The organism is Veillonella sp. CNR 79/14 (assembly GCF_003992185.1).
Classification (GTDB): Bacteria; Bacillota; Negativicutes; order Veillonellales; family Veillonellaceae; genus F0422.
In genome coordinates this window covers 1-14,887 of sequence record NZ_RQVH01000013.1, presented here as the reverse complement: position 1 = coordinate 14,887, position 14,887 = coordinate 1, and the positions used below count along the sequence as shown (strand labels likewise).

At 39.5% G+C, this 14,887-nt stretch carries 10 protein-coding genes; 3 read left to right on the top strand and 7 right to left on the bottom strand.

Annotated features, from left to right (window positions below):
* Positions 1 to 130 precede the first annotated feature (130 nt).
* Positions 131 to 2,530: a ferrous iron transport protein B gene (gene feoB, locus EO119_RS05530; RefSeq protein ID WP_126940964.1), complete on the bottom strand. Its 2,400-nt coding sequence runs from the start codon at positions 2,528 to 2,530 to the stop codon at positions 131 to 133.
* 17 nt (positions 2,531 to 2,547) lie between these two features.
* Positions 2,548 to 2,775 (bottom strand): FeoA family protein, encoded by a 228-nt coding sequence (locus tag EO119_RS05525; RefSeq protein ID WP_126940963.1) that lies wholly within the window; start codon positions 2,773 to 2,775, stop codon positions 2,548 to 2,550.
* Positions 2,776 to 3,230: 455 nt separating this feature from the next.
* Here EO119_RS05525 and EO119_RS05520 point away from each other — a divergent pair, with 455 nt between their 5' ends.
* The gene (locus EO119_RS05520) at positions 3,231 to 4,529 is read left to right on the top strand and encodes a DEAD/DEAH box helicase (RefSeq protein WP_126940962.1); all 1,299 of its coding nucleotides are present in this window, start codon (positions 3,231 to 3,233) and stop codon (positions 4,527 to 4,529) included.
* 231 nt (positions 4,530 to 4,760) lie between these two features.
* On the opposite strand, the gene EO119_RS05515 is transcribed toward EO119_RS05520, so the two are convergent.
* On the bottom strand, positions 4,761 to 7,127 hold the full coding sequence (locus EO119_RS05515; protein ID WP_126940961.1) for a DNA topoisomerase 3: 2,367 nt from the start codon (positions 7,125 to 7,127) through the stop codon (positions 4,761 to 4,763).
* A gap of 439 nt (positions 7,128 to 7,566) precedes the next feature.
* On the opposite strand from EO119_RS05515, the gene EO119_RS05510 reads away from it, so the two are divergent.
* Entirely contained in the window at positions 7,567 to 9,156 is a 1,590-nt protein-coding gene (locus EO119_RS05510; RefSeq protein ID WP_062403221.1) for a peptide chain release factor 3, read from the top strand.
* Positions 9,157 to 9,348: 192 nt separating this feature from the next.
* On the opposite strand, the gene EO119_RS05505 is transcribed toward EO119_RS05510, so the two are convergent.
* A complete protein-coding gene (locus EO119_RS05505) occupies positions 9,349 to 10,185 on the bottom strand; it encodes a polysaccharide deacetylase family protein (RefSeq protein WP_126940960.1) in 837 nt (278 codons plus the stop codon).
* A 450-nt stretch (positions 10,186 to 10,635) separates the two neighbouring features.
* Between EO119_RS05505 and EO119_RS05500 the strand changes: the two genes are divergently transcribed.
* Positions 10,636 to 11,880, top strand: coding sequence for a sodium/glutamate symporter (locus tag EO119_RS05500; RefSeq protein WP_009372238.1), 1,245 nt, complete (start codon positions 10,636 to 10,638; stop codon positions 11,878 to 11,880).
* A 77-nt stretch (positions 11,881 to 11,957) separates the two neighbouring features.
* Here the strand turns inward: EO119_RS05500 and rsmA are convergent, their stop codons facing one another.
* The 3 genes from rsmA to EO119_RS05485 form a co-directional block, all read right to left on the bottom strand.
* Positions 11,958 to 12,821 carry a 16S rRNA (adenine(1518)-N(6)/adenine(1519)-N(6))-dimethyltransferase RsmA gene (gene rsmA, locus EO119_RS05495; RefSeq protein ID WP_009372210.1) on the bottom strand — a complete coding sequence of 288 codons (864 nt, stop codon included), beginning with the start codon at positions 12,819 to 12,821 and terminating at the stop codon, positions 11,958 to 11,960.
* An 8-nt stretch (positions 12,822 to 12,829) separates the two neighbouring features.
* Positions 12,830 to 13,369 carry a ribonuclease M5 gene (rnmV, locus tag EO119_RS05490; protein ID WP_009372195.1) on the bottom strand — a complete coding sequence of 180 codons (540 nt, stop codon included), beginning with the start codon at positions 13,367 to 13,369 and terminating at the stop codon, positions 12,830 to 12,832.
* 579 nt (positions 13,370 to 13,948) lie between these two features.
* A complete protein-coding gene (locus EO119_RS05485; RefSeq protein WP_009372246.1) occupies positions 13,949 to 14,599 on the bottom strand; it encodes a G5 and 3D domain-containing protein in 651 nt (216 codons plus the stop codon).
* Positions 14,600 to 14,887: the final 288 nt, after the last annotated feature.

Sequence of the window (14,887 nt, the reverse complement as noted above, 5' to 3'; positions counted from 1 at the left end):
ATTCCTTTCTCATTTTCAAGCAGCAATTGAAAATATTTTTTCATCAACAATAAACAGCTTAGTTACAAGGTTATTTGAAATAAAGTATTTCTCAATAAAACTATATTTCATATCCAACTATCATTATTGATTAGCCTAATCCTAAAGCACGTCCTAAGTGAACTGCAATATACGCGCCCACCCAAGCCAATGTACTAGTATAGGCAAACACAGCACCAAACCATTTCCAAGAGTCAGTTTCACGTTTTAATACAGCCATAGTTGCTAAACATGGTAAGTATAATAAGGCGAATACCATCAAGCCTAAGCCGATAGATGGTGTGAAGTCTGGGTCATTAGTTAGAAATTCTTGTAATGATGTAGAATCGTCTTCACTAGCCTCGATCGCATAGATCGTACCTAATGTACTAATCATTACTTCTTTTGCTGCTACTGCCGCAACTACTGCGATATTAACACGCCAGTTAAATCCAAGTGGTTCCGTTACCGGTTCAATGAAATGACCAATTTGTGCCGCATAAGATTGTTCAATTTTTTCTTTACCTTGTTGAAGATCTAATTCTTTAATTTCATCTTCTTCTGCTTTATGGTTTACATACAAGTTCCACGCTACAGGGTATAATTCGTCAGCTTTTAATTCTTCGAAGTAGGCAGGTTCTTCTACTTCTTCTTTTTCATCAGTAGCTTCTGCTCCATCTTGTGTAGTTTCTTCTGCTGTCGCTTCTTCCTCATCTTTTGGATCATCTTTATGCTCTTCATCTAAGGCAAGCATTTGATCATAAATAGCAGAGACTTTATCTTTGTCTTCGTCATTTGCTAATTGTGCTTCATCAAGAATAGAATCAGCTTTTTGCTCATGCATAGCTGTTACTTCTGCTTTCGCTGCATCATAGTCTTGAGAGTATTCTACATCTTGTGGGAAGGATGTTAAGAACCAAATCAATACGGATGCTGCCAAGATGAATGTACCTGCTTTTTTAAGGTACATTACGGAACGTTCCCACATATGAATGCCTACGGAACGAAGTGTTGGCATATGGTATGGAGGCATTTCCATTACGAATGGTTCTGCTTCACCTTTAAATACATATGTACGTAGTACTTTTGCAGTTACAACGGCTACTATGATACCCAATGCATAGATACCCAATAAGATCGTTGGTGCATATTGTGGAGGGAAAAATGCTGCTGCTAATAATGTATATACTGGCAAACGAGCACTACAACTCATGAATGGAGATACTAAAATCGTAATCATACGGTCTCTTGGGTTATCAAGGATACGAGCACCCATGATGGATGGTACGTTACAACCAAAGCCCAATAACATAGGGATAAAAGATTTACCATGTAACCCTACGCCACGCATCACGCGGTCGATTACGAACGCCGCACGAGCCATGTACCCAGTATCTTCTAAGAAGGAAATACATACGAATAATAGAACGATATTAGGGATAAAGCTAATAACAGCCCCTACACCACCGATGATACCGTCATTAATCAATGATTTTAACAATTCATCTTCTATATTTGCTCCAAGATAATCAGTTAACATCTTGAAGCCATCTTCAATCCAATGTTGAGGCGTTTCTGCTAAAGTAATAACTAAGTAGAACATTACCCACATAATGAGCAAAAAGATTGGAAGCCCCAACCAACGGTTCGTTAAGATTTTGTCGATGTTGTCAGATTTAGTATCTTTATGTTTAGGCACTACTTCTAGTACGTTATTGAATACGTCTACTGCAAAACGGTGACGATATTCTGGGAACACAATATCCATGTCAACAGATTTGTTTAATTCTGCGCGCAATGCTTCTGCTTTGCTTACCACCGCACCAGATTTGTCTAACTCTTGTACTTTTTCTAAGATATCTGTATCTTGTTCTAACAATTTGATAGCTACCCAGCGATGTGGATAACGACCAGTGTCAAGTTTCGCTACTTCTGCTTCTAATTCTGCGATAGCTGGCTCTAATACTTCGCCATAGTTAACGCGAACATTAGGGATTTTGCGTTCTTTAGATACTTTCACAATGCCACGTAGGGCGTCTTCTGTACCTTTATTAACACGGCCGATAGTTTCTACTACTGTGGAACCTGTTAATTCTTCTAATTTTTTATTATTGAACTGTAAACCCATTTCTTTTGCCACGTCTACCATGTTTAAAACAAGTAGCAATGGTTGTTCTAATTCAATTAATTGCGCTGTTAAGTATAGGTTACGCTCTAGATTGGACGCATCCACTACATTGGCAATCAATTCTGGATTTTCATTGATGATAACGTTACGTGCTGCCAATTCATCGAGAGAACGTGCTGTTAAGGAGTACGTACCTGGTAAGTCGATGATTTCAATGTCATGACCATCAATTTTCGCTTCCCCAACTTTTTTCTCTACTGTAACACCTGCGTAGTTACCTACGTGTTGACGGGATCCCGTCATATTGTTAAAAATACTTGTTTTACCACAGTTAGGGTTACCCGCTAAAGCAACCTGAATCTTGGTATGTGTGTTGTCTGCCATCTTAGCAATTCTCCTTATTAGACTTCAATATCGATCATTTGTGCTTCACTTACGCGTAGTGATAATTCGAAGTTTTTCACTTTGATTTCCACTGGGTCTGCTAATGGCGCATACTTCATAACGCGCACAGCCGTTCCTGGTACAACACCCATGTCCACCAAGCGATGCTTAATGTTGCCAAATCCATTGATAGCTACAACAGTACCAACTTCACCGGGCTTCATCTCGGATAATTTCTTAACCATAGTACACCTCCTACATACAAAACATAACAACCAAACCTATCATATATAATTATATGAGTAATACTTATATTATAGCACATTATAAAATATTATCAATAATGAATCTCGTTTTATTTTTATCGTTTTGTGAAATTATAAATCTATTTTTATCAAGTGTATTTTGTGCAAACAATCTATTTATCAAGAGTATATTAATCATGCCTTTTTATTATTCTCAATTTTTTCTTTTTAATTAATAATGATATGTAAGGTATATATTTCTCATTATCTATAACTAAAAATGATTCTATAAATACTTATAAAGAATACCTATTTGGAGCTAATACCCTTTCCTTCACAACTAAACCATCTATTCCATGGCATTACATCACTATGTGAAAGAACTTTCACAGGTCCACCTAGCTAGAAATATGATATAATAATACTATTAAGTCATTTAGAAACGGAGATACATTATGAAATCATTTCAATCCTTAGGCATCGTGCCTGAACTGATACAAGCATTACAAAAGGTGGGCGTGAAAGAACCAACGCCGATCCAAGAAAAATCGATTCCCCTCATCTTCAAAGGACAAGATGTAATCGCCAAAGCCCAAACAGGGACAGGCAAAACGCTGGCATTCTTGTTACCACTATTGCAACGCATCCACGTAGATGTGCAACAGGAGCAAGCCCTTATCATCGCCCCTACACGTGAGTTAATCCAACAAATTGCAGAGGAAGCACGTCACTTAGGCGCTATCTTAGGAGTAGACGTATTACCCCTGATTGGAGGCAGAACGATCGAAGGCCAATTGCAAAAGCTAGGTCGCCGTCCTCATGTCATCATCGGTACACCTGGCCGTTTGCTGGATCACGTCAATCGTGGTACGTTACACTTGAACTCCATCCGCCGTGTTGTGTTGGACGAAGCGGACCAAATGCTTCATATGGGATTCTTACCAGATATAGAAAAGCTTATTAGTGGCACTAACGGTAAACGTCAACTATTAATGTTCTCTGCCACCATCCCTGACAAGATTCGTAATTTGGCAAAAGCCTATATGCAAAAACCGACGTCCGTCACTGTCCAAGGGGAAAATATTACCCTCGATACGATTGAACAAAAAGTATACATGATGGAAGAGCAAGACAAAGTAAACCGTCTTGTGGCGATGCTGGAGGCAGACAATCCATATCTAGCTATCGTATTCTGTAACACCAAAGAGGGAGCCATTAAACTCTCCTACGATTTAGCTCGCAAAGGTGTAGAGCTTGGTGAAATTCATGGAGATATGACACAGGGCCGTCGTACGCAAGTCTTGAAAGAATTTGCTAAAGGCAATCCCCCTATTTTAGTAGCTACCGACATTGCCGCTCGTGGTATCGATATTGAAGGTGTTAGCCACGTATACAACTTTGATGTACCGCACGACATGGATTATTACATCCATCGCATCGGCCGTACTGGTCGTGCTGGCTCCACTGGTATTGCCGTAACCTTTGCTACGCCAGCTGAAGAAATTTGGGTACGCCGCATCGAACGATCCATCCAAGCTACTTTGACAAAATACACCAAGGATGGACAGGTGAAAACAAAAGGTTCTGGCTTAGCGCCTAAGAAGGAAACTGCTAGCAAGAAACCTAAAATTAAAAGTACCTACCAAGCGACGAAAGCAAAAGCTCACAAAGCTCGTGGTCATAAAGGGGCCAACACACGGGTACGCCGTACAAAATCTAGTGGCTCTAGCAATCGTGGTCGAGGTAAACGATAAGTTTCTAGTACCGGCAGACGGTTCTTCTAAGAGAGGTGTCCGTTGCTTAACAGTATATTACAAAAAAGGCTATAACCAAACAGCCCCAATACAAGGGACGGTAACAAAATAGCCCACATATAAAATAGAGGAAAGTTGAACCAAAAGCATCAACTTTCCTCTATTTTTATATTCTAATCAGCAAAAAGGCTCCCCTGTTATTGACACCCCCACTATGCCGAATACCTGTGCTTACTTCCGATTCGCATAAATAGCAGGCTTCCCCTCTACATCGGCACAAGTAGTTCTACAAGCTTGACCTTCGCTACATTTCCAAACTGGTTCAGGTTGTGATTCATACTGTATAAGGTATCCCTTTTTACATCGTGGGCATATGTATTCCTTATGAGTATCATCCAATATTTTTCCATCCAACAATGATATCGGAGGCATTATCTCTTCCCTAGGTCCTTGTGGCATCGACACTTTAGCCGTTGATGATGTGTTTCCCTCGGTAACTCTTGATTCCCTAGCTCCTGATACATTTTCCTTTGGTGATAATACATTTTCCGTGTATTTGCATGTTGGGAACCCAGAACATCCATAAAACTCTCCAAACTTTCCTTTCCGTAGGAGCAACTCCCCTGTTTTACACTTTGGACAAGATCGTCCTGTTTGTTGCGCTATGGAAGGGGTCCGGTTCGATCCCGTTCTCTTGCCACCTGTCAACGACTTAGGCATAGCTGTCTTAGCTGTATTTCCTACCCGTTGTTTTACATCCTCAATCAGTTGTACAACGAATTTTGTTTGGTCTTCTAAAAACACATCAATCCGTTCAGTTCCTTCGCTCATTTTTGCTAAGCGTTCTTCCCACTGTGCCGTCGCATCAGGGTACAGCAAGGAATCTGGCAGTGCATCTACCAAGGTATAGGCAGACTCTGTAGGAATTAAAGTTTTCTTTTTTCCTTCTTCTTTAAGGAAAGGGTTTTTCTTATTGTGGATTAAATCTTCAATAATCGTAGCTCGCGTGGCTTCTGTGCCAATACCTGACACATCTTTTAATTGTTTCTTTAACTCTTCATCTTTTACATATTTGTGAATTTCCTTCATTGCCTGCACCAAGGTTGCAGAAGTAAAACGGCTTGGCGGCTTTGTTTTCCGTTGGTCCACCTTGCTATCCTTCGCTGTTACAGCATCCCCTTTACGTACAGGGGGCAAGGACTTTTCTTCATCCTCTTGATTTTCTTCCGATTCTTCCGTGGATTTTACCTTTTTATATAATGCTTTCCATCCCAAATCGATAACGACACGTCCCGTTGTGGTAAACAGTTCCTCTTGGTGCGTCACTTCGATACGAGTATGCTCATATACATGCTCTGGGTAAAATTGTGCAATATAGGCTTGCGCAATGAGAAAGTAAATATTTTGCTCCCCTTTAGATAAGGTATGCAGTGGGCAACGTACAGTGGTCGGAATAATGGCATGATGGGCCGTAACCTTACTATCATTCCAGGCCCTGCTTTTAATAGTAGGATTACTATCCTTTGCCCATGCAGCTAATTCCTTATGTCCCATATTGACCAAATTCGAAAGGATTGCTTTTCCATCTGAAAGTTGGTTCACTGGCAAATATTCACAGTCTGAACGGGGATACGATGCATATTTCTTCTCATATAGTTTCTGTGCGAAGTCCAATACTTCCTGTGGCGTATAGTTATATAGCTTACCAGCCACAATTTGTAGTGATGATAAGGAAAAAGGCAGCCGTTGTCCTTCCTTTTTCTTTTTCTTTTCCACTAAAGAAACTGTACCTTCTGGTGATTGCATCAAACGGTCACGCAAGTCATTAAGAATAGTCTGATCCAGCATATGCCCATCAGGGTCCAATCCTTGCTGCGTATCTTTCGGTTTCCAAGTGGCCCAAAAATCTCCCTTTTCATGACCATATTGTACTTGCAACACGTAATATTCTACAGGCACAAAGTTTTGTAGCTCACGTTCTCTCCGTACCACCAGTGCCAAAGTTGGTGTTTTCACACGACCAATCGGAAAGGTCACTTTGTTTCCTAAATGCTGTTGCTCTAACGTATAGGCCCGAGATAAATTCATTCCCATCAACCAATCCGCACGGGATCGTGCTAAGGCAGAATCTTTTAAAGGTTGGTATTTCTTATTATCCTGCATATGCTCTAAAGCGTAACGCATAGATTTTTCGTCTAACGCATTCAGTAGAATACGCTCTACTGGTTTGGTGTTCCCCAAATAATCGAGCATTTCGTCTATCAACAATTGCCCCTCTCTATCCGGGTCACCTGCATTTACGATGGTCGTCGCTTTTTTGATTAAACCACTAATAACCTTAAACTGCTTAGCACTAGATGATTTAACTTTTAATTTCCAAGAGGTGGGCAAAATTGGCAAAGATTCAAATCTCCAAAATTTATATTTCTCATCATACTCACCTGGCTCTACTTGTTCTAGCATATGACCAAAGGCCCAAGTAATCACATCGTCACCTTGTACGATATACCCATCATGACGTTTAGCACTCTGTGGGTTCGGTAACACTTGGCTCAATTCACGCCCTACACTAGGTTTTTCCGCAATAAATAAACGCATATGCTCCCTTTTCCTATCCATTACTAGCTACTATTTATGTATTACATTATTTTATAATAAATCTTCTCTACATTAACTTTCATTATACTACGAATGAGCTAAATAATTAAACAGACCTCCATTTCTTAACTTCCATTTAGAAAAATTTTACTCCCCCATTACTCAGATCATATAATACTGATAATGTAGGAGCTCTCATTTTAAACCACAATACTTTCTAACCTCATACTTCTCTCGCTATCTTTCATACTCCTCTAAAATTTCCTATCAGTGCTACTTTTGCACGGAATTTTATAAACCTATGACTTATCTTATTCATAACCATATCTGCCGTTTTTCAACTTTCAGTATCATATCCTATACAGGGAGGGTTCAAATAGTATATAATTTTAAAGATATGAAAGTATATAACATACACATGTATTTATAGAGGTGAATTATGACATTTTTAGAAGAAGTAACTCGGCGCCGTACGTTCGCCATCATTTCTCACCCAGATGCGGGTAAAACAACATTGACGGAAAAGCTTTTGCTATACGGTGGTGCTATCCACTTGGCAGGGTCTGTTAAATCTAGAAAAACACAAAAATATGCCGTATCTGACTGGATGGAAATTGAAAAGCAACGTGGTATCTCTGTGACGAGTTCTGTATTGCAATTCGATTACGATGGTCATCGTGTGAACATCCTAGATACGCCTGGTCACCAAGACTTCTCTGAAGATACCTACCGCACCTTAATGGCAGCAGATAGCGCTGTCATGTTGATCGACGTGGCAAAAGGTGTGGAAGCGCAGACGAAAAAACTATTCGCCGTTTGTAAAGAACGTGGCATTCCTATTTTTACCTTCGTCAACAAGATTGACCATTTCGGACGCAATCCATTTGACTTGATGGAAGAAATTGAAAACTCTCTTGGCATTCGTGCGGTTCCTATGAACTGGCCTGTGGGCATCAACGGCGAGTATCAAGGGGTATATGACCGGGAAACGAATACTGTAGAATTATTTGAAAAAGACGAATCCCATGGTCAAAAAAAGCTAGCTTCCACCAAAGGCGATGTGCACGACCCAGCATTCCGTGAGCTATTAGGGGAAGAGGTGCATCAATCCTTAATCGATGACATTGAACTTCTCGACGTGGCTGGTGATGCTTTTGATTTAGACAAAGTAAAAGCTGGTGAATTAACACCTATGTTCTTCGGTTCTGCGATGACAAACTTTGGGGTTAAACCATTCCTTGAAAAATTCTTGGAGTTAGCTCCTATGCCAGCCCCACGTGTAGCCCGTGAGGAAACGGTAGAACCTACGTCTGAAGATTTCTCTGCCTTTGTCTTTAAGATCCAAGCCAACATGAATCCGAACCATCATGACCGCATTGTATTCATGCGCATTTGTTCTGGTAAGTTTGAAAAAGGCATGAATGTACTTCACCAACAATCTGGTAAAACCTTACGCTTATCTCAACCACAGCAATTCTTAGCCACAGAGCGTACTATCATTGATGAAGCCTATCCAGGGGACATCATTGGTGTCTTCGATGCAGGTACTATGGGTGTAGGTGATAGCTTATGTGCATCCAATCACAAAGTGACATTCAGTGACTTCCCTGTGTTCCCTCCAGAATTTTTTGCTCGTGTGACACCAAAAGATTCTATGAAACGGAAACAATTCTTAAAAGGTATGACTCAATTAGCGCAAGAAGGGGCTGTACAAATCTTTGAACCCCTCTACTCCATGGATTCTTTCGTAGTAGGTGCTGTAGGTATGCTTCAATTTGAAGTATTACAATATCGCTTGAAACACGAATACGGCGTTGATCTTGTGAACAACTCCTTACCATATGGCGTAGCTCGTTGGATCGATGGTGAAGTAGATGTAAACAGCTTAAAAGGTATGGACAATGCCATGATCGTAAAAGATAACCGTGGTCGTCTCGTCGTTCTTATCTCCAATGAATGGCAAATGGGTTGGGTTGTAGAGCGTAATCCAGATGTTACCTTCTTACATACCCCTAAAATAGAAGCATAAGTGCGAATACAACTAAAATCGTATTCCTATCGATGTGGTTGTTCTTATTGGTTCACCCCATGTATAGTAAACGTAAAAACCGCCTAGGCGATACTATCTCGTATCATCTAGGCGGTTTTAATTTGATCCATATATGTGTTATATATTATGTATTCTTGCTAGTTGTGTGTCATTTCAGTATCTGGAAAGACTCTAAAATAACGGTTCCAAATCTGCTAATCCTTTTAAATTCCATTCTAACAATTTATCATGAATACGCCACATAAAAGCATTTTCCCATGGATAATGAAGGCGAACCCAAAAGTTTTGAAATGGTGTGTCATTGAAGAATACAGCTTGTCGTGGCAAATTAAATAGATTCTGTCCTGGCTCTACATTCCCTGCTTGTACTGTAAAAGCCATACGATACCCACTTTCTTCTGCCATCCTATCTATATCTTTATTGGAAAACCCACCTGGATACGCAATGTAACGAACAGGGTGCTTCATACGATCTTCTAACACCGCTTTCGAGCTAATCAATTCATCATGTGCTTGGTCTAGGGACATATTTCGCAAGTCTTTATGATTCACCGTATGGCTTTGGATATCGATTCCATTAGCTTGCATTTCTTTCAACTGTTCTACATTGACAAAGCGACTTTCACCAAATGCACTAGTAATCATAAACAAGGTAGCTTTCATATTGTATTCTTTTAAAATAGGGAATGCATACTTATAGTTGTCAATATAGCCATCATCAAATGTAATGAGAACTGGTTTATCAGGTAATTCCGTTCCCTTTGTCATGTAATCATATAACTCATCCATAGTAATTGTATGATATCCCTCATCATGGAGATATTGCATTTGTTTCTTAAACTCTTCTGGGGGAACCACCAAGGAGTGACGTATACCTGTATCGATTCGATGATAATTTAAAACTGGTACACCTACAGCTTTGTAATCCCAAGATCGCTGATACTGTATTCCTAAATATATACCGATGACCACAATTAGCCCTAGTATACCTACAATAATTCGTTTCACATTAACCTCACGTGTCAGTAACTTTACTTAATACATAAAAATTAAAATAGCGATGTAAATCTATCTTTATTATAGTACCACAGTTCGCTAAATTTATCAGTTATTTTTCATAAATTTGACATATAGTAATAGAATTATTCATCATATTTCCTTTTATTATTATACTTTTTTTGCATTAGTTTTATGATTTTTTTGCATTATAATGCTAGCATGTATACATCATGCATTATTATCTATAAGCCACTATCTACTTATTTCTCTACATTCTATAGAATTTATATTGTCATTGTTTACAATTAATCTATTTTCTATTACATTTACAATCTATGAAAAGAGCGCATACAAAGCACTATAGTGCCAAAAATCACTATGACGAAGCCCCCTATTTCATGCTATGATAAAGGCATAAGTTTTATCTAATGTGCTTCTTATTCCAAAGGGGGTTGTACTATGAAAGGTCTTATCGACTTGAGTCTAGTCAATGGAATCTGGACATTAAAACTGTCCATGATTCAAACGGTGGCATTAGCTATTGTCACATTGTATTTAGGGGAATTTATCAAAAAACATTCTCCATTCTTACAGCGTGTGAGCATGCCTGCACCAGCCGTAGGTGGTTTACCATTTGCATTCTTATGTGCATTCTTATCCTATTATAAAATCGTAAACATTACCTTCGATGGTGCTTTACAATCATTCTTAATGTTGGCTTTCTTTACCACTATCGGTCTTATGGCAAGTCTAAACGTACTTAAAAAAGGTGGCGTCGCTATTATCTTCTTCTGGATTGTGTGTACTATCTGGATTGTCTTCCAAAATGGCGCTGGCATCTTAATTGCGAAAGCAATGGGTATTGAGCCAATCTTTGGTATTATGGCTGGTTCCGTTTCTATGATGGGTGGTCTTGGTACAGCAGGTGCCTTCGGTCCTCACTTTGAAGAATTAACAGGTATCCCTGGCGTGGCTTCCGCTGCTATAGCAGCCGCTACCTTCGGTATGGTGGCTGGCACATTATTAGGTGCTCCTGTAGGTGACCGCATCATCAAAATGCACAATGTCCCTACTCCAGTGGATCATCCTGAATTATTAGAAGCTGACGGTATTGATATTAATGAATCCGATAGTGAAAGTAAATTATTCGACTTACATTCCTTGATGCATGTCATTGCTTTCGTAGGTATTTCTCTTGGTCTCGGTACACTTGTGAGTGCCCTTCTATCTTCCGTATTTGGTCCATTACCAGCTTACATCGGGGCAATGATCGTCGGTGCATGTATCCGAAATTATGCTGACTTCACTGGTCATATTACAATCAACAGTGCTGCACTAGATGCTGTTTCTAATGTTTCCTTGAGTATCTTCGTTACGATGGCAATCAACAGCTTGAAATTAGCACAATTAGTTGATCTAGCATTACCTTTAATGGCAATTTTAGCAGCACAAATGGTGTTGATTACTATCTTTGCATACTTAATCTACTGGTTGTTCAAACGCAACTACGATTCCGTTATGTTAGGTGCTGGTGCTATTGGTTTCGGCTTAGGCGCTACACCAAATGCTTTAGTAAACATGTTGTCCTTGGCTTCTAAATACGGTCCATCTCCAAAAGCATGGTTAGTCGTATCCTTAGTAGGTGCCTTCCTCATCGACTTTACTAACGCATTCTTAATCACATTTATGGCAAAATTGATTTAATCAATTCTCCCATATACTACCCTAAACGAAAAAGGATTCTACAACCTCTGTTGTGGAATCCTTTTTTAATATTGTACTTATGTATTCTTTTGCTCCAATTCATACCAAGCATTGCCGATGAGAGCAAATTCATCTAATGTAAATGTCTCTCCACGACGTGATCCATCAATATTAGCTTTTGCCAAAATAGCTTCGATGGCTTCTTTGTTCAGTCCAGTGGTCTTCATTGTGTTGCTGAACGTCTTACGCCGTTGTGCAAAGCCTGCTTTCACAGCACGGAAGAAATACGCTTCACTATGGACTTTCACAGGTGGTTCACTGCGCAATGGACAACAAATCACGGCACTAGTCACCTCAGGCGCCGGCAAAAACGCTTTAGGTGGCACATCCATGACAATATATGGGTCTGTATAATACTGCACCGCCACCGATAAAGCGCCATACATTTTTGTACCTGGCTTAGCAATCATACGCTCTGCCACTTCTTTTTGCACCATTACCACTAATCGTTCAATAGGTAATTTAGATTCCAGTAAAGACATAATAATTGGTGTCGTAATATAGTATGGTAAATTCGCTACTACCTTGAACGGTTTATGATCCATTAATTCTGGGATATTGACTTTTAAAACATCCCCATGAATGATGCGTACATTATCGTATGCCTCTAAGGTCGTGTCTAAGACCTCTAACAAACGTCTATCTAGCTCTACAGAGGTAACATTAGCCCCACTTTGTGCCAAACCTTGTGTTAAGGTACCAATCCCAGGACCTACCTCTAACACTGCATCGCCTACTTCTAATTCCGCAGCCTGCACAATCTTATCCACCACAGTGCGCTTAATCAAAAAGTTTTGCCCTAATTTTTTACTCATTTGAATGCCAAAACGTTTACATATATAATGTACAACCTCTGGACTTGCAATGACTGATTCTATCATGTATTCTCCTACTGTATTTCTTCTTCTGAAAGTGCCTTCAAAAAGGCTTCACGGCTAATACCGTAATGATTTAATCGATACAAAAACTGCTTCCCATTCCCATAGCCTATACCCAGCTTAGCACCTATACGAGCCCTCATAGCAGCACTGCTAGGGCCTCCACTCAAATCATGTTGTACTAAATCTTGCATCGTAAACAACTCTGAAGATTCCATAGATTCTATGTGAAGCACTTCTAAGGCCTTACGGATGGATTCAGGGCTTGCCTGCTCAATCCCAATATCATCATTGGCATAGGCTTCTTCACGTGGTACAAAGGCATGCTGAGCCAAAGGGAATCGCTTCGTCAAAAAACGACGAATCCGTTCACCTGCATAATCTGGGTCCGTCAGAATAATGATCCCTCTCTTTTCATAGGCATCCTTAATCCGACTGAGCACAGGCTTACGCAAATTAAACCCTTCCGTAGCAATACACTCCACCTCTAAGGCTTGTTGCACCCGTTGAATATCTGATTTTCCCTCAACCACCAAGACCTGTTTTAACATAAGCTCCTCCACAATATAATATTCTATTATTATACCATACATCGAAACCTATGGCATGCTCTAACAAATCACACTACAGCTAACAACAAACCACACATAGCCCAAAATTGCCAAATAACGCTGCTCCGAGACGAACGCAATTAGACGTAGTAGTCTATGGCGTTTTACTTTTAAATGTTAAACATACAGAAGAGCACGGTATGCTATACTACAAATAAAAACTTGCAATATAGCCATTAACTATCCTCCTGAGGAACGCAGTTACGAGTAGAACGTCTTGTGGTACTTTATCCTCATACATGCACATGCAAAAGACCGCAATATACCTCCGAAGAAACATTATGAAATACCGTTTCTGAGGGGGTGTATTGCGGTCTACTCTTTATCCATTTATCCACAAACTGCCACAAGACAGAATATCATTGCAAGTGACAATTCATTATGAAATACCGTTTGCGAAGGAATGTGCCGTGTTCTTTTATTGCACTATACAGAAATATCTGAACATGACATTATGAATAAGATATATTGCGGTCTATCCTTATGGACTTTTACAATAAAACGCCATAGATACATAGACTAAGAAGAGAGGATATACACATCTACTGTGCGTCGTCCAAATTGCATGGCAGATCCATAGTCTTCTAACACTACATCAATACGATTCCCAACAATGTCTCCACCTGTATCGGCAGCAATAGCCTCACCATATCCAGGTATATATACTCGTGTTCCTAAGGGAATCACATTAGGATCTACAGCTACTACTCCATGACGAGCACGAATACCTGTGGCAGTAATACCATCTCCACCACCATCTGTTGGCAAGTATGCTGTAGCTTCCATGGTAATAACTTCTCTCACACGATCATAAGAACGTGAGACTTCTACTTCTCGAGTACCAACTTGAACCACTTTTGGTTGCATTGGAGTAATCGTTTTACGTTGTAATTCTTTTGTATCTATCACATCGCCTTGCTTATAGTGAATTTCTTCTTCCACTTCATCAAGTCCTACTGTACCTTCTTGTAAAACTTTTTCTTCACCTTTTGGTAAAGTATCTACTCGTTCATATTGTACCACTACTGGCACTTCTACTGTTCGTGTTTCTATCTTCGTAGTTTGGAATCCATGATTCCACATAAAGCCTGAGACTGTAACAAAGACTACTAGTAACAGTGTGAGCATAAGCACTGCTTTTTGCTTTTTCTGTATTAATTGATTTGTCATCTATTACCTCCATGGTTGGCATTCTACCATAGATGGATATATAAAGTCAAACATATGCTCCAAAAACGCCTATTAAAGCCATTTTTTAGTATATTATTTATTTAAAAATGAATTTTCTCTCCATTTTCAGTCCACTGTATAAAGACATTTTATTTTGATTGATTCAGCTATTAATTATGCTCAAATATTCTCATTTTGATAATTGATGAGTTATCCATAGTTTTAACATATAATAGCCGCTTAACTTACACACATCAAAAAGCATGTGTATCACTATGTCTATAAGGC

Excerpts from the sequence above, each read along its gene's own strand:
- feoB (WP_126940964.1), bottom strand. The coding sequence starts at position 2,530 with ATGGCAGACAACACACATACCAAGATTCAGGTTGCTTTAGCGGGTAAC.
- rnmV (WP_009372195.1), bottom strand. The coding sequence starts at position 13,369 with ATGTTAAAACAGGTCTTGGTGGTTGAGGGAAAATCAGATATTCAACGG.
- EO119_RS05520 (WP_126940962.1), top strand. The coding sequence starts at position 3,231 with ATGAAATCATTTCAATCCTTAGGCATCGTGCCTGAACTGATACAAGCA.
- EO119_RS05500 (WP_009372238.1), top strand. The coding sequence starts at position 10,636 with ATGAAAGGTCTTATCGACTTGAGTCTAGTCAATGGAATCTGGACATTA.
- rsmA (WP_009372210.1), bottom strand. The coding sequence starts at position 12,821 with ATGATAGAATCAGTCATTGCAAGTCCAGAGGTTGTACATTATATATGT.
- EO119_RS05515 (WP_126940961.1), bottom strand. The coding sequence starts at position 7,127 with ATGCGTTTATTTATTGCGGAAAAACCTAGTGTAGGGCGTGAATTGAGC.
- EO119_RS05525 (WP_126940963.1), bottom strand. The coding sequence starts at position 2,775 with ATGGTTAAGAAATTATCCGAGATGAAGCCCGGTGAAGTTGGTACTGTT.
- EO119_RS05510 (WP_062403221.1), top strand. The coding sequence starts at position 7,567 with ATGACATTTTTAGAAGAAGTAACTCGGCGCCGTACGTTCGCCATCATT.
- EO119_RS05485 (WP_009372246.1), bottom strand. The coding sequence starts at position 14,599 with ATGACAAATCAATTAATACAGAAAAAGCAAAAAGCAGTGCTTATGCTC.